18 protein-coding genes are annotated in these 21957 nt (G+C 35.0%); 13 read left to right on the top strand and 5 right to left on the bottom strand.

What is annotated here, in order from left to right; genetic code table 11:
• Positions 1–30: 30 nt before the first annotated feature.
• The 12 genes from N4A35_14800 to N4A35_14745 all read left to right on the top strand — a co-directional run bounded on the left by N4A35_14800 (position 31) and on the right by N4A35_14745 (position 11970).
• Positions 31–1038: an NADP-dependent oxidoreductase gene (locus N4A35_14800; GenBank protein MCT4582684.1), complete on the top strand. Its 1008-nt coding sequence runs from the start codon at positions 31–33 to the stop codon at positions 1036–1038.
• Positions 1035–2510: a tryptophan 7-halogenase gene (locus tag N4A35_14795; protein ID MCT4582683.1), complete on the top strand. Its 1476-nt coding sequence runs from the start codon at positions 1035–1037 to the stop codon at positions 2508–2510. The genes N4A35_14800 and N4A35_14795 overlap by 4 nt, the downstream gene beginning before the upstream one ends.
• A 10-nt stretch (positions 2511–2520) precedes the next feature.
• Complete coding sequence (locus N4A35_14790) at positions 2521–3387, top strand: patatin-like phospholipase family protein (GenBank protein MCT4582682.1); 867 nt, start codon at positions 2521–2523, stop codon at positions 3385–3387.
• A 67-nt stretch (positions 3388–3454) separates the two neighbouring features.
• Entirely contained in the window at positions 3455–4351 is an 897-nt protein-coding gene (gene deoC, locus N4A35_14785; GenBank protein MCT4582681.1) for a deoxyribose-phosphate aldolase, read from the top strand.
• A gap of 2 nt (positions 4352–4353) precedes the next feature.
• Positions 4354–5817: an aldehyde dehydrogenase family protein gene (locus N4A35_14780; protein MCT4582680.1), complete on the top strand. Its 1464-nt coding sequence runs from the start codon at positions 4354–4356 to the stop codon at positions 5815–5817.
• A gap of 102 nt (positions 5818–5919) precedes the next feature.
• Entirely contained in the window at positions 5920–6801 is an 882-nt protein-coding gene (locus tag N4A35_14775; protein MCT4582679.1) for an aldehyde dehydrogenase family protein, read from the top strand.
• Positions 6802–6894: 93 nt separating this feature from the next.
• Positions 6895–7236: a hypothetical protein gene (locus tag N4A35_14770; protein ID MCT4582678.1), complete on the top strand. Its 342-nt coding sequence runs from the start codon at positions 6895–6897 to the stop codon at positions 7234–7236.
• A gap of 89 nt (positions 7237–7325) precedes the next feature.
• Positions 7326–7955, top strand: coding sequence for a gluconate 2-dehydrogenase subunit 3 family protein (locus tag N4A35_14765; protein MCT4582677.1), 630 nt, complete (start codon positions 7326–7328; stop codon positions 7953–7955).
• Positions 7945–9636: a GMC family oxidoreductase gene (locus tag N4A35_14760; protein MCT4582676.1), complete on the top strand. Its 1692-nt coding sequence runs from the start codon at positions 7945–7947 to the stop codon at positions 9634–9636. The genes N4A35_14765 and N4A35_14760 overlap by 11 nt, the downstream gene beginning before the upstream one ends.
• Positions 9614–10372 (top strand): 3'(2'),5'-bisphosphate nucleotidase CysQ, encoded by a 759-nt coding sequence (locus tag N4A35_14755; protein ID MCT4582675.1) that lies wholly within the window; start codon positions 9614–9616, stop codon positions 10370–10372. Before N4A35_14760 ends, N4A35_14755 begins: the two co-directional genes overlap by 23 nt.
• 57 nt (positions 10373–10429) lie before the next feature.
• The gene (gene gmd / locus N4A35_14750) at positions 10430–11494 is read left to right on the top strand and encodes a GDP-mannose 4,6-dehydratase (GenBank protein ID MCT4582674.1); all 1065 of its coding nucleotides are present in this window, start codon (positions 10430–10432) and stop codon (positions 11492–11494) included.
• Complete coding sequence (locus N4A35_14745) at positions 11494–11970, top strand: DUF1456 family protein (GenBank protein MCT4582673.1); 477 nt, start codon at positions 11494–11496, stop codon at positions 11968–11970. Before gmd ends, N4A35_14745 begins: the two co-directional genes overlap by 1 nt.
• 5 nt (positions 11971–11975) lie before the next feature.
• On the opposite strand, the gene N4A35_14740 is transcribed toward N4A35_14745, so the two are convergent.
• The 5 genes from N4A35_14740 to N4A35_14720 form a co-directional block, all read right to left on the bottom strand.
• Positions 11976–12668 carry a hypothetical protein gene (locus N4A35_14740; protein ID MCT4582672.1) on the bottom strand — a complete coding sequence of 231 codons (693 nt, stop codon included), beginning with the start codon at positions 12666–12668 and terminating at the stop codon, positions 11976–11978.
• Positions 12669–12798: 130 nt separating this feature from the next.
• Positions 12799–15480, bottom strand: a complete 2682-nt coding sequence (locus tag N4A35_14735; GenBank protein ID MCT4582671.1) for a hypothetical protein — start codon at positions 15478–15480, stop codon at positions 12799–12801.
• 839 nt (positions 15481–16319) lie between these two features.
• On the bottom strand, positions 16320–17099 hold the full coding sequence (locus N4A35_14730) for a helical backbone metal receptor (GenBank protein MCT4582670.1): 780 nt from the start codon (positions 17097–17099) through the stop codon (positions 16320–16322).
• 1 nt (position 17100) lies between these two features.
• On the bottom strand, positions 17101–17682 hold the full coding sequence (locus tag N4A35_14725; protein ID MCT4582669.1) for a hypothetical protein: 582 nt from the start codon (positions 17680–17682) through the stop codon (positions 17101–17103).
• A complete protein-coding gene (locus N4A35_14720; protein MCT4582668.1) occupies positions 17669–19030 on the bottom strand; it encodes a pyridoxal-phosphate dependent enzyme in 1362 nt (453 codons plus the stop codon). Before N4A35_14720 ends, N4A35_14725 begins: the two co-directional genes overlap by 14 nt.
• A gap of 183 nt (positions 19031–19213) precedes the next feature.
• Here N4A35_14720 and N4A35_14715 point away from each other — a divergent pair, with 183 nt between their 5' ends.
• A complete protein-coding gene (locus tag N4A35_14715) occupies positions 19214–21925 on the top strand; it encodes a SpoIIE family protein phosphatase (GenBank protein MCT4582667.1) in 2712 nt (903 codons plus the stop codon).
• Positions 21926–21957: the final 32 nt, after the last annotated feature.

The following is a 21957-nucleotide window of genomic DNA, read 5'->3' as shown; positions in this document are numbered from 1 at the left end:
CAATGTGATTTATTGTTAATTTTGATGCTTATGAAAGCATTGTTTCTAAAGAGCTATGGGCTTAAGTTGAAAAAACACCTTGAGATAAATGAACGTTTGCTTCCCAAGGTTGGAAGTCAGGAAATGTTGATTGATGTTTATGCAGCGGGGCTGAATCCAGTTGATTATAAAATCGTTTATGGAATGGCGACTATTTTTAGTCGCCCTAAAAGACCTTTTGCTTTAGGATTTGATTTGTCTGGAGTGGTTGTCGAAATAGGAAAAGATGTAAAAGGTTTTAAGATAGGAGATGAAATATACGCCAAGGTTCCTTGGCATCAAATAGGTACCGTTTCTGAACAGTTAGTCGTTGAAGAGGGGGCAGTGGCATTAAAGCCTAAAAATCAAAGTTTTATTGAAGCGGCAGGGATGCCATTGGTTGCTTGTACTGTTTTCGATGCTTTTCAGGTAGCAGGAATCAAAAAAGGAACAAGGCTTTTGATTACCGGAGGGTCTGGAGGAATAGGTACATTTGCCATACAATATGCTAAATATCTTGGTGCTTATGTGTATGCTACAACAAGTGGGAAAAATGTGAAGTTAGTTCAAAGTCTAGGAGCGGATGAGGTGATTGATTATACCCAAGAGAAGTTTTATAAAAAGATAAAAGACTTGGATGTCGTATTTGATGCCATAGGAGGGAAGTATCCTAGACAAAGTATCCAGACTGTAAAAAGAGGTGGTAAAATTATTACTGTAGCTGGACACCACGATAATGCCACACTAAAAAAAGTGAAAGTACCTAGAATTTTTCGATGGGCATTTTTAATTAAAGGAAGTCTATTAATGTTTAGAATGAAACAAAATGAGATTTCATATAAACACGTCTGGAGTTATCCCAATAAAGAAAAGTTAGAGTTTATTACAACGCTAATAGAAGCAGGAGAAATAAAGGCTGTTGTCGATAAAATTTTTAATTTTGAAGATGCTATAGGAGCATTAACATATTTAGAAACCAAAAGGGCTAGAGGTAAAGTAATCGTCAAGATCAAAAGATGAATGAGGAAACAAAACAATTTGATTTAATCATAATAGGAGGTGGGATTTCTGCAACATTATTGTGCTTGTCGATTTTTAAAAGAACAAAAGACTTTAACATCTTAATCATAGAAAAAAGTGATCGGTTTTCTCAAAAAGTAGGAGAGTCGGTTGTTGATCTAACAGCTGTTTTTCTGAAGTCTTTAGAAATAGATCATCTATTAACAGAACAAGTCCATAAAACTGGAGTTCGTTTTTTGTTTAATGAAACCAATAGTGGTGATTTAGGAGATGTTGCTGAGTTTGCTAGCCCCACGTTGCCAGGAGCAATTAAAGGATATCACCTTAATAGAAGTGTTGTGGATCAAAAACTATTAGAAGAGGTCCAACAAAAAGGGGTAACGGTTTATCGACCAGCAGAAATTGTAGCCACTTCTTTTAAAGAATTTGAGAATAAATTAAGTGTCCAGGTGGAAGACCAAATCAAACATGTTCAATCAAAATGGGTGGTGGATGCAACAGGTAGAGGGCGGTTTGTAGCCAAAAAATTAAATTGGAATAATAAACCAATAGGGTTAAATACAGGAGCTATTATGGCGCATTTTCAAAATATTGCTCCAAGTGCAGAATGGGATACCTGTAAAAATCATTACTGGGATGGAAAAGCCGTAGGGTTGAGAGATTTCAGTACTACTCATTTAATGAGGAAACACAGTTGGTGGTGGGTAATCAGATTAAATGAAACAACGACAAGTATTGGCGTTGTTTTCGATAAAAATAAGGTGAAGTTTGAAGATTATAAAACCTTTTTTCAAGAGCAGATTACCACAGACGCACAACTGGTTCGAATGACTCAACATGCAAAACAAGGAGAAATTCGGTATATCAAAAACTTAGCTTATGTCAGTGAGAGAATCTATTCCAAGGGTATTGCTTTAATTGGTGAAAGTGGAGCTTTTTTAGATCCTTTTATTAGTCCAGGGTTAGAAATGATTGGGCAACAAACGATTTGGCTTTCAAAACTATTAGTGAAAGAAAAAGAAACAGGAAAGTTTGAGCAACGCAAATGGGAGCGCTATAGCCAATTGTTTTATCAATCTTATGCATCAAGATTAAAGATCTATAAGACAGCTTACCATTTTATGCACTCTTATGATTTGTTTAAAGTATGGTTGATGCAAGGTAACTTTGCCTACTTTGGTAAAATTGTGTTCCCCTCAGTTGTGTTTAACCACAGAATCAAATATCCACTTCGATTTAATATGATCGAAAATGTAGCCGTTCATTATTTCGGAAAACGTCTAAAAGCCATTAACCAAAAAAGGATAAAAAGTAATCGGGTTGCTGTTTATCAAAAAAACGAATTAACCTATTCGAGTGTACGTGTACCTAAAGGTATTCTATTCCCTTTTATCCCCTTTCATTTGCTTTTTAAAGCCTTGTGGGCGTATTGGTTATTGGAGGTAAAAGAATTAAAGTTTAGAAAGAAATAAAAGTATTCAAATGAAAAAAGATGTAGCATTAGTATTATCAGGGGGAGGAGCAAGAGGAATAGCACATATAGGGGTGATAGAAGCGTTGGAGGAACAAGGATTCAATATTACTTCAATATCAGGAACATCAATGGGGTCGTTGGTTGGAGCTGTGTACGCAATTGGTAAGCTTCAAGAGTTTAAGCAATGGTTGCTACATATTGATAAGTTAGAAATATTTAAGCTTGTTGATTTTACGTTTGGCTCGCAAGGATTCATCAAAGGAGATCGAATTTTTTCGGAATTAAAAAAGTTTATTCCAGATGTCAATATCGAAGAATTAACAATTGATTATACGGCTGTTGCCACAGATATTATGAATAAAAGAGAAGTCGTGTTTACTCAAGGTTCTATCTTTGATGCAGTTAGAGCTTCAGTATCGATACCGTCTGTTTTTACGCCTGTTAAAACACCTTCAACAATGTTGATTGATGGAGGTACAATCAATAACTTACCCTTAGATCGAGTAAAAAGAAAAGAAGATGATCTATTAATAGCAGTAGACGTTGTAGCTAATGTTCCTTTTTATGAAACGGAAAAAGATGAGGAGAAATACCAACAAAAAATTAAAAAGTTTAGAAATTATTTTGATGAAATAAAGGCACGAAAGATTTCAGCTCAATTAAGCTATTTTGAAATTATTGATAAATCCATAAACCTCATGATAGAGGAGGTTGTAAAGTTAAAGTTGAAAACAACACCTCCAGATTTATTAATCCAAGTTTCGCAAGATGTCTGTACATTGTTTGACTTTTATAAAGCAGAGAAAATTATTGCTTACGGAAGAGAAGTAGCTGAAGATGCAATAGCTGTTTTTATGGAAGAAAGAGAACAATAGTTAGGCATTTCCTCAATTCAAAAAAAGTACTATCTTTGAAAGAAGACATTTTAATCTTAAATAATACATGAATAAAGATTATAGATTATCACCAAGAGTAGATCAAGTTGGTGTTAATGATAGAATAGAAAGAATTACCAAAAGGAGCCTGAAAAAAGACACGAAGATGAAAGGACTTCTTATGGCTTTAAATATGATTGATCTTACCACTTTAGAAGGGGCTGATACCGAGAATAAAGTGAAACAGATGTGTTACAAAGCACAGCATTTACACGTAGATTTTCCTGACTTGCCAACTACTGCTGCGGTATGTGTATACCCAAATTTTGTAAAAACAGCAGTTAATGAATTAAAAGGTTCAGGGGTTAAAGTCGCTTCGGTAGCAACTGCTTTTCCTAGTGGACAATCGAGCTCGGAAATCAAATTGCTAGATACTAAAATTGCGGTAGATAATGGTGCTGACGAAGTAGATATGGTCATTAGTCGTGGACGTTTTCACTCAGGAGATTACAATTTTGTTTTTGATGAAATTGCAATGATTAAAGAAGCTTGTGGTGACGCACGTCTAAAAGTGATCTTAGAAACAGGAGAATTAGGGACATTAGATAAAATTCGTAGAGCAAGTGATATAGCAATTGATGCAGGAGCTGATTTTATTAAGACTTCTACAGGGAAAATTAAACCAGCCGCAACATTACCTTTTACCTCTGTAATGTTAGAAGCAATTAGAGACCACTATTATGCTACAGGTAAAATGGTAGGGATGAAACCAGCAGGAGGAATTTCTAATGCAAAGTTAGCTTTACAATACCTGGTTTTAGTAAAAGAAACCTTAGGAGATAAATGGTTAACTAACGAGTGGTTCCGATTTGGAGCAAGTAGTTTAGCAAATGATGTGATTATGCAAATTTCTAAACAACGATCAGGTGTTTATGAATCAAAAGATTATATCTCAATAGATTAATAATGAAAGAAAATAAATTAGATTTAAATTCAGGTTGGGAGTTTGCTCCAGCTCCAGAAAGTACAGCTCATATTCAGATGAAAAAAAAATATGACCTGTTTATTGGAGGAAAATGGGTAAAGCCGAAATCAGGAAAATATTTTAAAACAGTCAACCCTTCTAATGAAGAATTATTGGCTGAGGTCGCTGAGGCCAACGAAAAAGATGTTGATTTGGCGGTGAAAGCGGCTAGAAAGGCCTATAATGAAGTTTGGTCGAAGCTGTCTGGAAAAGAAAGAGGAAAGTATATTTATCGTATAGCCCGTTTGATTCAAGAAAGAGCTAGAGAATTTGCTGTTATTGAATCATTAGATGGAGGAAAACCAATTAGAGAGTCTAGAGATGTAGACGTACCATTAGCTGCAGCGCATTTCTTTTACTATGCAGGTTGGGCCGATAAATTAGAATATGCATTCCCCAATAGAAAACCAAAAGCATTGGGGGTTGCTGCTCAAATTACTCCTTGGAATTTTCCAATGTTAATGGTCGCTTGGAAAATAGCGCCAGCTTTAGCAGCTGGAAATACCGTAGTCTTAAAGCCTGCAGAAACAACGCCACTCACAGCGTTAAAATTAGCAGAGTTAATCCAAGATGCTGGTTTACCTGACGGTGTGGTTAATATCGTAACTGGGTATGGTAAAACAGGTGCGATGATGGTAGAACATCCAGATATCGACAAAGTCGCATTTACAGGTTCTACTGGAGTGGGAAAAATTATCATGAAAGCTATTGCTGGAACGAGTAAAAAGTCAACAATGGAACTCGGTGGTAAAGCGGCTAATATTATTTTTGAAGATGCTCCTCTTGATCAAGCTGTAGAAGGGGTGATCAATGGAATATTCTTTAATCAAGGACATGTTTGTTGTGCTGGTTCACGTTTGTTTATCCAAGAGTCTGTTTACGATGTTGTGATGCGTAAATTGAAAGATAGAATGGCAAATTTAGTTGTAGGAGATCCACTCGATAAAAATACAGATGTTGGAGCGATTAACTCAAAAAAGCAATTAGATGTTATCAATAATTATATCAAAATAGGAAAGGATGAAGGGGCAGAGTTTTATCAACCTGCTTGTTCAACCCCTAAAAAAGGATATTGGTGTAAACCAACACTATTTACTAATGTCGCACAGTCAAGTCGTTTAGCGCAAGAAGAGATTTTTGGACCTGTTTTAGCAATTCAAACTTTTAGAACGGTAGATGAGGTTATCGCAAAAGCGAATAATACGCCTTATGGATTGTCTGCTGGGGTGTGGTCTGATAAAGGATCTAAAGTTTTTAACTTAACTTCTAAACTAAAAGCTGGTGTAGTATGGGCAAATACCTATAATAAATTTGATCCTACCTCTCCATTTGGAGGATATAAAGAAAGTGGTCACGGTCGTGAAGGAGGAGTGCAAGGATTAGAGCCTTATGTAAAGTTTAACTAAAATAATCAATTGGATCGCAAAATATAGCTAGGACAAGTCTTTAAACAAGAGAATCAGAATGGCTTGAATTTATAGTATAGCGATCTTTTAGTCAAGAAAAATATGTCAAGAATAGAAGTTTTGAAAACATATAAAATATATATAGGAGGTAAATTTCCTAGAACAGAGTCAGGACGTTATTACCAACCACAAGTAAACGGAAAGGCGATTGGGAATATTTGTCAATCATCTCGAAAAGACTTTAGAAATTCCGTAGTGGCAGCCAGAGGAGCGCAAGGAGCATGGGGAGCGCGTACAGCCTACAACAAAAGTCAAATCCTTTATCGAATTGCTGAGGTCCTTGAAGGAAGAAAGGCACAGTTTGTTGAGGAGTTAATGATACAAGGAAGTACTAAAGCACAGGCAACAAAAGAAGTTGAAGTAGCTATTGATCGTTTGATTTATTATGCAGGATGGTGCGATAAGTATACGCAAGTATACAGTGCTGTAAACCCTGTAGCTTCCAGTCATTTTAACTTTTCTGTTCCAGAACCAACTGGAGTTGTTGCTGTTTTTGCACCAGAAGAAAATGGATTGATTGGATTGGTTTCTCAAATCGCTCCAATTATAGCAGGAGGAAATACTTGTGTTGTTTTAGCTTCAGAAAGTAAACCGTTATGTGCAGTTACATTTTCAGAGGTGTTAGCAACATCTGACGTGCCTGGAGGAGTTGTAAATATTTTAACAGGAAATAGAAAAGAATTGTTGCCACATTTTTCAACACATAAAGATGTTAATGCTTTGTTGTATTGCGGAAATGACCAAAAGGAATTAAAGGCAATTCAGGAAGAGGCGATCGTTAACCTTAAACGTGTTGTCGATAAAGCAGTGAAAGATTGGAATAAAGATGAAAATGAATCTCCTTACGCTATCTTAGATTTTCAGGAAACAAAAACAACTTGGCATCCAATTGAGCATATTTCAGGGGCAGGAAGTGGTTATTAATCGCCTAGTTTATTGATTTTTTTGAAAAAACATTTGATTTTCAGAAATAAAGATTATTTTTGTCCCTTACTTAACCAATTAACAATTTTTAAAATGAAAAAGAATTTAAGAAAAATCGGATTTATCTTAGCTTTAGGAACTGTATCATTCTCAATGACTAACTGTGGTGGTGGAATGACTGCTGAGGAAGCTGAAAAGTTAGCTGCTGAAATGGAAGCAAAAGCTAATGCTGCTTTAGATGAGGCTGCTGCTGATATGGAAGCTGAAGTTGAAGCTGCTGCTGAAGAAGCTGAAGCTCACGCTGAAGAGCACAAATGTGAAGAAGGTAAATGTGCTGAAGGTGCTGCTGCTGAGGCTGCTGAGCACGTTGAGGAAGCTGCTGAAGAAGCTGCTGCTCACGTTGAAGAGCATGTTGAAGAGCACGCTGGACACTAAGATTTATTCCAAAATAAATTTTATATAAAAAGCCACTCCTTAGGAGTGGCTTTTTGTTTTTCATTAACTTTATAGACTAGATTAAGATAATGATAAGGAAAAATGAAATAGAAAGCGTCAGCAGAGCACGAATGTCTCAATGGCAATTTTCTAGAGGAGAGTTCCTAAGAACGTTAGCACTGCTTGGCATTTCAACACAATTGCTAGCTTGTTCTATTGCCGACGATCAAAAGGAGGGAGAAGAGCAGCAGTTTAGTCCATTAATGTCGAACCAGCAAGCTGAAATTATTCAGGTCGTTCAAAATATTTTATTCCCTAATGATGGAAATGGTCCAAGTGTTGACTCCATCAATGCTTTTCCCTACTTATTATGGTATCTCCAAGATGAATTAATAGAGCCTTATGAGCGAAAATTCTTTTCGTTAGGAGCAGATTGGGCCAACCAAGAAGCATTAAAGTTATTTAATCAGCCCTTTCTTGACTTGTCTCCTGATATTCAATACCGAACAGTTGAATTGTTGGCCAAAAAGAAAAAGACAAAATTGTGGGTTAGTAAACTCATAACAATGATTTTTGAAGCACTGCTTACCGATCCTTGTTATGGAGGAAATGTTGATCAAGTGGGGTGGGATTGGCTCAATCATAATCCAGGTACTCCGCGTTCAAAAGAAAAATATCGTTATCCAACAGTTTTAAAAACCATTAGGGATGAAGTATGATGTTTGTATAGTGGGAAGCGGAGCAGGTGCAGGACCTGTAGCTTATGAGTTGTCTAAAGCCGGCTATCAAGTTGTTGTTTTAGAAAAAGGACCTTGGTTTAAAACTGCAGATTTAGCCAAAGATGAAATGGTGGCAACGCGAAGAGATGTCTATACCCCAAGGTTGATGGATGAGTGTACAGTATTGGAACGAGGTAGTTCTGAAAAAGGATGGAAGGCAAAGTCAACACGTATAACAGGAGTTAACTTCTGGAATGGAAGCATGGTAGGTGGTTCTTCCAATTTAATGAGTGCCTATTTTCATCGAATGAAACCCAAAGATTTTAAGTTGAAATCTAATTATGGAACAATCGCAGGAGGTAATGTTGTCGATTGGCCAATTACTTATAAAGATCTAGAGCCTTATTATACCAAGGTGGAAGAGGTTATAGGAGTTTCTGGTAAAGTAATTCCTCACCAATTTTTAGAGCCTCGTTCAACTCCTGATTTTCCCTTTCCTCCACTAGAAGAAAATATTGTAGCATCATGGATTGATCAAGCAGCAGCAAGATTAGGAGTGGAGACTTTTCCAACACCTAGAGGTGTGCTTTCAAGACCAAAAGAAGGAAGAAACGGGTGTTTTTATTCCAACTATTGCGGAAGTTATGGTTGTAACTCTGATGCTAAAGGAAGCTCAAGAGTAGCATTGTTGAATCAAGCCCTTGAAACCGGGAACTGTACTATAATCCCCAATGCCAAAGTATTTCGGTTAGAAGAGGAAAATAGAGAAGTGAAAAAAGTTCACTATTATGATTTAAAAGGTGGAAAAGTATTTGTTGAAGCTCAAATAACAGTGGTAGCAGCACAAGCAATAGAGAGCGCGCGTTTATTGTTGATGAGTAAGAGCCAAAATTTCCCCAATGGATTAGGGAATAATAACGGACAAGTAGGAAAGAACTTAGTTTTTTCAGCAGGAGGAACAGGTTCAGGTTTAATAGATTATGATAGCCTTTCCGAAAAAGATTCAAAAGCATTTAAACAAACGGGGCTTTGGGTAAATCGAGCAACACAACATTGGTATGAAATAGAAGATGAAAGCTTTGAAAATAAAGTAAAAGGAGGAACAGTTGACTTTGTTTTTGAACACGCCAATGGCATTACAAAAGCTTTCAATCAAAAATACGATGATAACAGAAATTTGGTTTTTGGTAGTGCTTTAAAAGAAAAATTACTGACCCATTTTACAAAAAGAAGAAAACTCAATTTTGAAATCTTTGTAGATTGGACACCTAACGATGATTGCTTTGTTACACTAGATGAAAAAGAAAAGGATAAGTGGGGAGATCCTGTTGCTAAAGTACGTTTGGGATACAATAAATATGATTTAAAAGTAGGGGAGTATATCGCTGAAAAGACTAAAGAAATCTTAAGTCAAATGGGAGCTTATGAAGTGAAAAGTAGCGTTTCAGGAACGCCTCCTTCCAATTTGCAAGCTGGTGGATGTCGATTTGGGGAAGACCCAAAGACTTCGGTGTTGGATAAAAACTGTAAAGCACATGAAGTCGATAACTTGTATGTAACAGATGGAAGTTTTATGCCTACTGGTGGGAGTACAACATTTACATTCACGATTTATGCCAATTCATTTAGAGTGGCAGATAAAATAAAAGAGCGTTTAGATGGTAAAACAAGCATGGGTTGATATTGCAATAGAGGCAGCGGTAAAAGCGGGAGAGGAAGTACTGAAAATTTTTCATTCAGACTATGAAGTTTATACCAAAAAAGATGAATCTCCAGTAACTACAGCAGATTTGGTTTCTAACCAAACTATTCAAACCTATTTACAAAAAACAGGAGTGCCTATTTTGAGTGAGGAAGAAGATTTTGGAAGTTATGAAAGTAGGAAAGATTTATCGCTATTGTGGGTGGTTGATCCATTAGATGGAACCAAAGAATTTATCAATAAAGAAGAAGATTTTGCAATTAATATTGCGCTGGTTACCCAACAATTACCAGTCTTTGGACTAATATATATTCCTGTCAAAAAAGAAGTTTATTATGCTATAAAAGGTAAGGGAGCTTTTTTGTTAACTGGAGCTCAAACAGTCAGCTTGCCACTTCAAACAGAACGGTCAAACTATATCTTTGTGAAAAGTCGATCACATCCAGATGCTAAATTAGATGCGTACCTCAAACAATTAAGAAGCAAGCATCCTAATCTAGAAGTTAAAATTGTTGGGAGTTCCGTCAAGTTTTGCGAAATAGCCAAAGGTCATGCCGATGAGTATACGCGTTTTAACCCCACTATGGAGTGGGATACTGCGGCTGGTCAAGTATTAATGAATGAAATAGGGAAGCAATTCATTGATCTATCAACAGGGAAAGAAATGGTTTATAACCGAAAGAACCTGAAGAATAACGGTTTTACTGTGAAATAGATTTGTAATTAGCTATTTATAGCTTACTTTTGCTACCGCTCTAAAAAATTAATTTCTATGAAAAAAGCTTTAATAACAGGGGTAACTGGTCAAGACGGTGCTTATTTAGCAGAGTTTTTATTAAATAAAGGATATGAAGTTCATGGTGTAAAACGAAGAGCATCTTTGTTTAATACTGCTCGTATTGATCACCTGTATAAAGACTTACATGAGGAAAATGTGAACTTTGTATTGCATTATGGAGACTTAACAGATTCAACGAATTTAATTCGAATCATTCAAGAAGTTCAACCAGATGAAATATACAATTTAGCAGCACAGTCACATGTTCAAGTTTCGTTTGAGGTCCCAGAATATACTGCTGACTCTGATGCGTTAGGAACATTAAGAATTTTAGAGGCTATTCGAATATTGGGCTTAACACAGAAAACCAAATTTTACCAAGCTTCAACATCCGAATTGTATGGGAAAGTACAAGAAGTTCCACAATCAGAAAAAACACCATTTTATCCACGTAGCCCTTATGCCGTAGCCAAATTATATGCTTTTTGGATTGTAAAGAATTATCGTGAAGCTTATGGAATTTATGGGTGCAATGGGATTTTATTTAACCATGAAAGCCCATTGAGAGGGGAAACTTTTGTGACGAGAAAAATTACTAGGGCTGTGGCTCAAATATCTTTAGGAATGCAGTCAAAATTGTATTTAGGGAATTTAGATGCACAAAGAGATTGGGGGCATGCTAAAGATTATATAGAGGGAATGTGGCTAATGTTACAACAAGAAAATCCCGATGATTATGTCTTAGCGACAGGAGTAACCAATACCGTACGTCATTTTGTTGATTTAGCATTTGAAAGAGTAGGGATTTCCTTAAGATGGGAAGGTGAAGGAGTTAATGAAAAAGGTATTGATACAAAAACAGGAAATATCTTAGTGGAGGTAGACCCTAAATATTTTAGACCAACAGAAGTAGATTTATTAATTGGAGATCCTACTAAGGCACAACAAGAATTAGGATGGAAGCACAATTACGAGTTAGTAGATTTAGTACACGAAATGGTCGATGAAGATGTAAAGGTGTTTAGAAGAGAGAAAATTCTTAAAGAACAAGGAGTATAATGAACAATAATGCCGTTTTACGTAAGGTAAGATATACTTTCGATTTTAATGATGATAAAATCGTGTCTATTTTTAAATTAGCAGATGTAGAGGTTGAGCGAGCTCAAGTTACTAAATGGTTAAAAAAAGATGAGCACGAAGAGTTTGAAAATTTAAATGATAAGCAATTAGCTACTTTTTTAAATGGTTTTATCAACCTGAGAAGAGGGAAAAGAGAGGGGGAACAACCAAAGCCTGAAAAGAACTTGAATAATAATCTTATTTTAAGAAAATTGAAAATAGCTCTTAATTTAAAAGATACAGATATTTTATCCCTCTTGGATTTAGCCGACTTTAGGCTAGGGAAATCAGAATTAAGTGCATTTTTTAGAAAACCTGGTCATCAACATTATCGCTTATGTAAAGACCAAGTTTTAAGAAACTTCCTGATGGGTATGCAATTGAAGTATAAACGTGGAGGAAGCAACAATAACTAATTGATTTACTTTGCTAAAGTAATTTCACTAACCGTAATATTAACTGCTTGCGCATTTTTATCAGAGCTAGCTATTTCTTGGTCTCCGATTAAGGCTTCATAAGCTTTTGGTAACACAAGATTAGGGTCGTTGTAGTCATAAATATAAGCGAGAGTACAAAATGTTTTTCTATCATCCAGTATTCCGCCTTCCCAATTGACACTTCCCGCATAATCCCATTCAAAACCATAAAAAGTAAATGCTTTGCCATTAATTTTTTCGAGTTCTTTTAATGTAGTTCCAATGTGGAGTCCTTTTTGAGTCGACCATGGCGAGTTTTGTTTACTAACTTTAATTGTAAGTAAGCCTTGAAAATTTAAGGTGTCATCTGACCAACTAAAAATAACTTCATTAGGAGTGTTTTCGTAAAGCGCAGTTGAAACATATTCTCCCATTCCTTCTGGATAATATTGCGTGTTTCTAGTTACATTCTCTTGACCAAATTTCTCAATTAGTTCCGCTTCGGAATTATAAGAAAGTAACGCGTCTAAAAGATATTCGGATGTCTTATTAGTAGTGTTATGCCCATCTGTTTTTGATTGCATAACTGAATCTTCATGCTTATCCTGCTGTTGGGGCGTTTCTATTTTTGGTGCAGTCTCTGAACAGCTATAGTTAAAGATTACAAGAAAAGGAATAAGGGTTTTAAGTTTTGTCATTATTTTTTTTAGTGAAGATAATTATTCTTTTTATTGTAAAGTAATTTCTAAACTATAAAATAGAAAGGGGGGGACGATTGGAGTGTTAAGATTGCTTGTTGCTTATTTTACGTATGGCAAAGTGATGTGTTTAAAAAAACGCTCTAACTTGAACACCTCCAGTATGAATGGTTTTAGAAGTGACGCTGTTTCGTCCAGTATAGTTTAAGGTTAATTGTAAGTTGTTGGCCAATGTACGTTGAATAGAACAATTCCAGGTATAGTTTATTCCAGGTTGTAATGCTTCTAGCATTTCAAAGGCAATCGTACTATTTTCTTCACCAAAATAGATGTTGTTGACGTAGTTAAATGCTGCGGTAAGAATACCTTTTCGAAGTTGGTTGTATTTGAGTTCTACACCATAATCGTTAATAAAAGCTTTTTCTCCTGCTGTAGCTAATTGGTTACGTTTATCTTTATACTTAGCAATTAAAGAAAGTCTAAATTTAGTTGAAGGTTGATAAGATATTTTACCTTCAGTTTGTTGAATGGCAATGAGGTAATTACGGTTGTTGGCATATTCAACAATAGATGTTTTGGTCTCCAATTCACCTTTTACCTGTAGTAAAAAAGATTTTGTAATATTCCACCTCGTATTAATCGCGTTGTTCGTCCTACTTCTAGCATCAAAACCATTGGCTAATAAGGTTTTGTTTTGACTAATAAGGTAAGTATGCTCTATCCCAAAAACAGGGTTACTTCGATTAAAGTAAATAGAATTTCTAAAGGAATTATTTAGGGTTTGCAAACTAGAGTCAGCAATATCCTCTGCAAAAGGATTAGCTATTTCTTGTATGTTGTTGAGGGTCGTTTTTCTATTGGTTCTTAGTGCTGTTTGCGTGCTCAATCGATTGATGAATTTGTTTAGTGCTGTTTTCTTTTTAAGAAAATACCTAGGGTTGATTGTGACCACTTCATTAAAACTGTTGTTAAAGGTTTTGATATATTCTTGAGATGGAGTAAATACTCTGATATAATTAGCTTGGTCTGAAAAAACAGCTGTTTCAAACTCGTTGATATCCTTTATTCCGTCATTGTTGTAGTCAATCCACGTATATACACCTTGACCTGCGATAACCTCGATATAGCTAAACTCCTTTTTGAGTTCAAGTCCACTACCGATTTCATAAAATGTAGTAAAAGTAAGTCCACCATTTAATAATTTGATTTTGTGATTGATTCGATTAAGTAGCGTGTTTTCTGGAGTGTTATTGGTCAGGTTGGAATCTTTTATGCTAAGCATTCTATACGTAGTTGTCCATCTTAGTAAATGGTTAGGGGAAAATTTATAATTAACTTTTATCCCTGGGTTTCTTGCAAAAGTTGTCGATTTCAATTGGTTCTCGGAACCATTTTTGTCATAACGTTCACCATAAAAGACTTCTATTCTTGCATTGTTGCTATCTAGTGTGGCAATGGATGTTTTCCAGTCGTAAAATTGATAGCTAGTATTGGAAAGGCTATCTGCAATGATTTTTTTGTTTAATTCATGAATGTCATTAAAGCTAATTTTTATGCCTTTAAGATGCTTCGAAATGGTACTGTTATGACGTAAAAAAGAAGTGTTTTCAATGCTTTTTGATTGCAAATAACTTCCATTAAATAGGATGTTTATGTCGCTGTTTAAATCAATAAGAAAGTCATTTTTGTAGCCCTCATAATTATTATCTATCTGAAACGTATTTGTCCTAAAAGCAAAAAAATCTTTCCCTTTCTGTAAACGAACCTCACCTTTAGCTAAGGTTTGCATGGCAGTAGTGGAAACCGCACTGTTTTGTATATTCCAATCTCTTGTAAACTCAATATCTCTATAGCGCTCTATGGACTTAAAGTGTTCGGTTATTAATTCGGCTTTAACACTTGAGATAAGGCTCCAGTTTTTGATAAGACTGTCTTGTTTGTTTTGAAGGTTAAAATTAAACCCTAATCCAGAATTGTCAGATTGGTCAAGGTTAGAAAAGGTGTTGATGTCTTGATTGCTCAAAGCAGCTTCAAAATTTAGCTTTGTATTTTGATTGATATTTTGTTTCGTCCCAATTGCAAATAGTTGCTTTTTTTGAGGTGTAATTAAGGTTCGAACTGGAGCATATTCTCCATTGTGAACTAGAGTGTTGTTGACAGTATCAGGAGCTACCCACTGATATATTTTTCCAAAAGCGTTAAATCCATTTAGGGTGTAATCTCCTCCTCCTGTTATTTTAGAAAATGAGAGTTGGTAAAAAGCACTGTCAGGATGGTCAGATTGGACATAAATGGTGTAACCTAAGCTGTCTATTCTTTTGTAAAGAACCTGATTGGTGTTAAATTCAATAGAATCAAAACTGGGGAAGTAAGCTTGGGTTAAGTCATCTCCAATAGAACTTAAATAAGAACGTTCTTCTGTCGTTAAATCTTGTTGTAATGGTTGGTTTTTAGCATCCTGCTCTGAATATACGTTGAGATACCAATCGGCACGTGTTCCTTTAAAATAATTGCTCGATTCAACAATCGAACGAGCATAGTTTTTGTCTGAGTATTGAAACTCTACAATAATTCTTTTGTCTTTGGTAATAATTTGGTTGGTGGTAAAAGTAACTTCAGCTGTATTATAATCAATAGTGTAGTCGTATGCTGTTCCTCTTGTTAGCAATTGTCCATCAATATAAACTTTTTCAGTACCACTCAAAATTAAAATGAATTGCTCATTGTCAGCTCCAGTTAATCGATAAGGCCCTTGGTTTCCCTCTACTCCTTGGATAACGTTTCTAGAAAACTTTCCTTTAGAAATAGCCATAGAAGCTGTGTTTTTAAATTCAAATCGTTTTTTTTGGTGTAATAAAGTTGTCTTTTTATAAAAAGAAGCTCCTTGTGCCCTTTTGTTGTAGTTAATAAAATAACCTTTAGGTTTTTTTAGCCAAAAATCACCGGCTTGAAGTTTCCAATTATCTTTTGAAAAGAGTTGAATATATACCTGATCAAAGTCGTTGAGTTGCTGGGTGTTTCCTTCTGGTTGAATAGGTAGGTTATCATCGGTTATAGAAGCTAATATTTCAATGTCTTTATTGATCTGTCCAGATAGTTGAAGGTTTAAATTAGAGTTGAGTGAAAGGTCTTGTGCTGAACCGAATAAAACACCACGTGATAAACTTCCTGATTTGTTTAAGGTCTTGTTTCCAAATAAATCAGTAGTTGAGGGGGTAATACTATATTTTACAGGAGTGTAGGTCTCTTCTTGAGCGTTTTGGAGAAGATTAGTGTCTTTGTGGTAGTAAATTTGGTCTAGTTTGATCGCAAGAGTTCTATAAGAAATTTGAAGGGTGTCTATTCGATCTGGGAACCATTTGAGTTGAGCTTTACCATAGTCGATTTCATAGTCGGAAGTGTTAAAATTAGGGTGGTTGGATTGTATCGAAAAATTAAAAGGTGAAATACTTAAAGTGTCTAAGGTAAAAATACTGTCATTTGTAATGAGTTTTTTATTAGTTAGACTGCCTTGAGCGAATAAAGTAGGTAGTCCTAAAAAATAAAGGATTCCAAATGCAGTTAATATGTTAATGCTAGCTCTCAGAGGTCTAATATAAGTGTGGTATTAAAATAACGGAAAATAATCGAGAATCTTATTTCCCAATGTTTTTAATCGATAAAAATAGAGTCACTAAAGGTGTGTAAGAGTCTAGAACCATACCAACTCATTAATTCGCCATCTACAAGCCTACAAACTGTGTCGGGAAGTTGGGTCTGAAGTTCATGAAAGTCTTTTGTTTTAAAAGGGTAGGGCTCACTCGAAAAGAATATTAAATCAGGATTCAATGCTTTTATTTCATCAATTGTGATTGCTTGGTAGCGTTCTTTCAGGAAGCAGTTTTGGTATCCCAATAATTTAAGAATGTCATCGATGTATGTGGAGGTTCCAGTTGCCATATAGGGGTTTTTCCAAATCAAATATAAAACAGATTTTGGAGGCAAAGGAGGAGCTAAATACGTTTTTCTTTTTTCTTCTATTTGCTGGATGAGTTGTTGTCCTTTTTCAGTTTTATCACAAATAGAAGCCAGAGTTTGGATAGCAATTAAAGCCTCTCTATAACTGTTAATGTCACTAATCCAAACATTATATAGTTTCGATAGCTGTTCGATTTCTTCTTTGGTGTTTTCCTCTTTATTAGCAATGATTAAATCTGGAGCTAACTGTTTTATTTTTTTAAAATCAACAGATTTGGTTCCTCCAATTCTTGTTTTTGATCTGAACCAAGAATTAGGTTTAATACAAAATTTTGTAATGCCAACAACTTGTTCATCTAAATCCAGATCATAAAGCAATTCAGTAAGTGACGGGACTAAGCTGATGATTCGTTTGGGAGGAGTTGTAAGTTTTACATTCCTACCTAACATGTCTTTTATTATTGCTGTTTTCATACTAAAAGATGTAGCCAGTGCCATAAAACATCCCCCAGGTATTGACACCAACAGAATAACTTCCACCTAAATACATGATGAAATTTTTATCCTTAATTATTCTTATTCTATTGGTAATTAAAGGGGCAAAAGCTAGTTTATAATTGCTTCTAAAGATTACACTTCCCAAAGTCCCTAGATCCATTTCAACTTGTGCATTGTAAGGGATTTTGAAATCAAATAACTTAAATTCAACTCCTGAAGCTAAAGTAGGTGAAGCTTTTTCGCTAACGAGTTTTCCGTCAATAACAAATTGCTTGCTTTCTGTGGGAAGATTAAAAACAACAGGGATTTTAATGGTTTTAAAAGGTCTGAACTCCGAGAAAAAAAGCATGGAGTTTGTGGGGATCACAACATTGAAGTCGTTTTTAATAGCTGCAGCTTGGTCATTGGAAATAAATAAAGTAGACTGCCCAAAACTGAGTTCAAAATTATCGGCAATAGAATCCTGCTCTTGTCCCCAAAGTGAAGTGGCGGTAATCAAGAAAAAGAAGAAAGGGGAAAACCCTTTCTTCCATGTTTTATCGAGGTTAAGCAATGGCATTAATTAAATCCTGTTTGGTAATAATGTGATGCTTGTCTGTATCGTATTTTACGATTATTGCAGCTGCATCTTGTTTGAATAGGAGCGATAAGTCTTCTAGGCAAGCTTTTTCTTCAACAACAGGAAAAGGCGTTTCCATGATGTTTTTAACAGGCAATTCTTTCAATTCAGGATTGTCTAATAGTTGAGCAAATAAGTGATTATCTGTTAACGATCCTACAAACTCTTTTTCATTCACAACAGGAATTTGTGAAATACCATATTGTTTCATTAAAATAATAGCTTGTGAGACAGGAGTGTCTGGAGTTACAGTTACTAAGTGCTGTCCTTGGTGATCTTTGATTAAATCAACAGCGCAAGATTTTTCCTCTTCTAAAAAGCCTCTCTCTCTCATCCAGTCGTCGTTAAACATTTTTCCAACATACCTACTACCGTGATCGTGGAATAAAACAACAACTACATCGTCTTCTTTTAATTCGTCTTTTAATTGTAAAATCCCTTTGATTGCCGAACCTGCAGAGTTTCCGACGAATATACCTTCTTCTTTAGCTAATTTTCTTTGGTAAATAGCAGCGTCTTTATCCGTTACTTTCTCAAACTTATCAATTACACTAAAATCAACATTTTTTGGTAGAATATCTTCTCCAATACCCTCTGTGATGTATGGGTAAATCTCATTCTCATCAAAAATTCCTGTTTCATGATATTTTTTGAATACAGACCCGTAAGTATCAATTCCCCAAATCTTAATGTTTGGATTCTTTTCTTTGAGGTATTTTCCAACTCCAGAAACGGTACCGCCAGTTCCAACACCAACTACAAAATGAGTGATTTTTCCTTCAGTTTGTTCCCATATTTCTGGACCAGTGCTTAAGTAGTGCGCCTTGGCATTAGAAGGATTGTCATATTGGTTAACATACCAGCCATTAGGAGTTTCTTCTGCTAGTCTTTTCGAAACAGAATAATAAGAGCGAGGGTCTTCAGGAGCAACATTTGTTGGGCAAACGTGAACTTCAGCTCCAACAGCTCTTAGGATATCCATTTTTTCTTTACTTTGCTTATCACTTAAGACACATATTAGTTTGTACCCTTTCATAATACAAGCAAGAGCAAGCCCCATACCTGTGTTTCCAGAGGTTCCCTCAATTACTGTTCCTCCTGGTTTTAATCTTCCATCAGCTTCAGCATCTTCTATCATTTGTAAAGCCATTCTATCCTTAACAGAGTTGCCAGGGTTGGTGGTTTCAATTTTAGCAAGTATTGTCCCTTTTACACCTTGGGTAATTTTGTTGATTTTTACTAATGGAGTGTTTCCAATAGTCTCTAATATGTTGTTGTAATATTTCATTTTGTCTTGAATTGTAAGCGAAGCAAATATAAAGTTATTCTTACACTTATGGGAGAAATAGTTGACTTATTATTAAGGAAATGCTTTCAATAAGTCATTGGATGCATATAATAAATAAAACCAGTTTTTTATAACAAAACACATGGGTTTTTCCTGTTAAAAGATTATCTTTCCTAATTGATTATGATAAAAGTTTTAGGTGTGTTTTTAGCCGTGTTATACGGTGTTGTTGTTTTTTCTCAAAGTAAGGAAATTGATTCTTTGAGGAAGCTTTATCAAGTGAATCTTAATCAGGATACAGCAAAACTAAATTTGATTTGTAAAATTCATAATGAGTTTTTTAAGAAAACAAATTATGACTCTATGGAATTGTATCAAGCTAAAGCAATAAGATTAGCCAGCTTAATAGGTGATAATGAATCCTTAGCGAAAGCAAAGATGTTGGAAGCGAAGTTGTTGTATAAAAAAAGAAAGTTTCGTGAATCATTGAACCGTTTTAATGAATTAGAAGCTTTGCTAGAAACAGTAAATAACAGGCGTTTGAAGTATTATTTAGAGGCTTATCGAGGAACTAACTATCATTGGTTAAAAAAAGGAAATCGTTTAGAGGATTTTGATAGTACCTTGTTAGCATATTATAGCGCATTAGCATATCTGGATGCGGTGTCTGTTAAAGAACAAGCGACTGGTTATCATCGAATTGCACAAGTTTATACAAGTGTGAAGGCGTTCGATTCAGCAAACGTTTATGTAGATTATATACAACAGTTGGCTGAAGAGAATAAGGATATTGAAACGGAGTTGTTGTATTATAAAGTTAAGTCTGATATTTATAAAAAGAAACAAGAGAAAGATTCTGTGTTTCTTTACTTAAAAAAAGGAAAAGCAATACTGCATCAGCAAAGAAAACAATTAAAAAACTATAAAAAATTATTGAATAATCAATATGCCAGAATAGGAACTTCTTATTATACGCTTAAAGAGTATGATTCCTGTATTGTTTATTTAGATTCTTGTGTCAAATTATCTTTAGAAATTAAAGAAATAGATGTTTTTAATCGGGTTTTTCATGTCTTGTCTTATGTGTTGACGAATAAAGGGGAAAATGAAAAAGCACTAGATCTTGCTAATTCGGCTATAAAATTAGGGCATGAGTATGGTGACTCTTCTTTAATTGCTAAATCTAAATATTCAATGACTTTTGTGTATGATGCCATGAAAGATTATAAATCTGCAATTAACATTGACTTAGATTTGTTGCAGAACTATTTGGCTTTTTTTCCATCTCATTATGAACAGACTTTTAATTCAGATTTATCCTATTTCTATCACGAGGATGAAGATTATGTAAATGCTATAAAATATGGATTAGTAGCCTTAAGGTTAAATCCTGATAAATCAAATGTTTATTTCAACCTAGGGGATGCTTATTTAGCAGCTTATAAGGATTCTTCAATAAAAAAGATAACGATATTACCAAGAGTAATAGAAGGAGAGGGTAATGTTGTTATTGATTCAGAGGATAAAGCTAAAAAAGAAGTACTGGATTTGGTGAGAAAGTTTTATGAAAAATCAATTCCAATATTGGAACAAACGCAAAACTTTAAAGACTTGGTGCATCCATATAATGGGTTAGGAGATTATTACTTTACAATAGGTGATAGAAGCAGTGCATTGGTCAATTATACAAAAGCATGGGAGTATTCGTCTAATGTAGAGAGAACAATGCTTAAGGATAAATTGAGGGTAGCTAAACGTCTTTATATTTTAAATAAAGAAAAAAAGAATAATGGAGCAGCTTTACATTGGTTGGAGATTACCGATTCTCTTGAAAAAGAGCAGTTAGCCCAAAATAATTTAAAAGAATTAGGTAAAAAACAGGCAGAATACGAGTTTAGCCAAAAATTATATGCAGATAGTTTAAAGCAAAAAGAGAAAGATTTACAGATTAAATACGAGAAAGAACAACAGGAGTTAAAATTGGAAGCGGAACAAACGAAACGGTATTATTTATACGGAGGGTTGCTCTTGTTAGTTTTGTTTTTGTTGGTTTTATACAGGAGATTTCAACTAACATTAAAACAAAAGAAAGTAATAGAGTTACAAAAAGAAGCTATTGATGAGAAAAGGACGCAATTGCGTAAAACACATGAAGGAATTCAGGATAGTATTAATTACAGTAAGAGAATTCAAAAAGCAGTTTTTCCATCAAGTTATTTGTTAAAGGAATTATTTCCAGATTCGTTTATCTTTTTTGAACCCAAAGATGTGGTAAGTGGAGATTTTTATTGGTATGTAGAGGTTGATGGTAAACGTGTTTTTGTTACTGCTGATTGTACTGGGCATGGAGTTCCAGGTGCTTTTATGACGATCATTGGAATTAATATTCTTAAAGAGGTTATACAGGAGGGGATAACCGATACAGCAGCTATTTTAAAGGCGATTAATGTTCGTTTAATAGAGCGACTAAGTCAACGTAATCAATCGTCAGTAAAAGACGGGATGGATTTAGCGATTTGTGTTATTGATGAAAAGACTATAGAGTTTGCTGGAGCTCATCTTCCTTTATACCATGTTAGAAATGGGGAGTTGGTGGAGTATAAGGGAAGTAATTTGTTCTTAGGGGCAAAGTTGGATCAACCTGAACCTAAGGTTCACTATATTCCTTATGAAAAAGGAGATGTCATATACATGTCTACAGATGGTTTGCCGGATCAAAAAGGAGGAGAAAAGGGGAAGAAGTTTTATGCCAAACGATTACGAGCATTTTTGTTAGAGCATTCAGAGTGTTTAATGACCGAACAGCATGTTAAATTAAAAGAGTTAAGAGAAACTTGGATAGGTGATCAGTTTGAGCAATTAGATGATATGACTGTTGTGGGGATAAAATTATAAGTTATAAGTGGTGAAGTTCTTCTTGAAAATAC

This window comes from Flavobacteriales bacterium (assembly GCA_025210295.1).
GTDB lineage: Bacteria > Bacteroidota > Bacteroidia > Flavobacteriales_D > Parvicellaceae > S010-51.
Note: the sequence above shows the minus strand (reverse complement) of the source record. Positions and strands in the feature narration are given on the sequence as shown.

Bases quoted from the DNA above. Each gene is read 5' to 3' on its own strand.
- N4A35_14740 (MCT4582672.1), bottom strand. From the start codon at position 12,668: ATGACAAAACTTAAAACCCTTATTCCTTTTCTTGTAATCTTTAACTAT.
- N4A35_14760 (MCT4582676.1), top strand. From the start codon at position 7,945: ATGAAGTATGATGTTTGTATAGTGGGAAGCGGAGCAGGTGCAGGACCT.
- N4A35_14720 (MCT4582668.1), bottom strand. From the start codon at position 19,030: ATGAAATATTACAACAACATATTAGAGACTATTGGAAACACTCCATTA.
- N4A35_14790 (MCT4582682.1), top strand. From the start codon at position 2,521: ATGAAAAAAGATGTAGCATTAGTATTATCAGGGGGAGGAGCAAGAGGA.
- N4A35_14780 (MCT4582680.1), top strand. From the start codon at position 4,354: ATGAAAGAAAATAAATTAGATTTAAATTCAGGTTGGGAGTTTGCTCCA.
- N4A35_14770 (MCT4582678.1), top strand. From the start codon at position 6,895: ATGAAAAAGAATTTAAGAAAAATCGGATTTATCTTAGCTTTAGGAACT.
- N4A35_14725 (MCT4582669.1), bottom strand. From the start codon at position 17,682: ATGCCATTGCTTAACCTCGATAAAACATGGAAGAAAGGGTTTTCCCCT.
- deoC (MCT4582681.1), top strand. From the start codon at position 3,455: ATGAATAAAGATTATAGATTATCACCAAGAGTAGATCAAGTTGGTGTT.
- N4A35_14735 (MCT4582671.1), bottom strand. From the start codon at position 15,480: ATGGCTATTTCTAAAGGAAAGTTTTCTAGAAACGTTATCCAAGGAGTA.
- gmd (MCT4582674.1), top strand. From the start codon at position 10,430: ATGAAAAAAGCTTTAATAACAGGGGTAACTGGTCAAGACGGTGCTTAT.
- N4A35_14800 (MCT4582684.1), top strand. From the start codon at position 31: ATGAAAGCATTGTTTCTAAAGAGCTATGGGCTTAAGTTGAAAAAACAC.
- N4A35_14730 (MCT4582670.1), bottom strand. From the start codon at position 17,099: ATGAAAACAGCAATAATAAAAGACATGTTAGGTAGGAATGTAAAACTT.
- N4A35_14765 (MCT4582677.1), top strand. From the start codon at position 7,326: ATGATAAGGAAAAATGAAATAGAAAGCGTCAGCAGAGCACGAATGTCT.
- N4A35_14775 (MCT4582679.1), top strand. From the start codon at position 5,920: ATGTCAAGAATAGAAGTTTTGAAAACATATAAAATATATATAGGAGGT.
- N4A35_14745 (MCT4582673.1), top strand. From the start codon at position 11,494: ATGAACAATAATGCCGTTTTACGTAAGGTAAGATATACTTTCGATTTT.
- N4A35_14795 (MCT4582683.1), top strand. From the start codon at position 1,035: ATGAATGAGGAAACAAAACAATTTGATTTAATCATAATAGGAGGTGGG.
- N4A35_14755 (MCT4582675.1), top strand. From the start codon at position 9,614: ATGGTAAAACAAGCATGGGTTGATATTGCAATAGAGGCAGCGGTAAAA.
- N4A35_14715 (MCT4582667.1), top strand. From the start codon at position 19,214: ATGATAAAAGTTTTAGGTGTGTTTTTAGCCGTGTTATACGGTGTTGTT.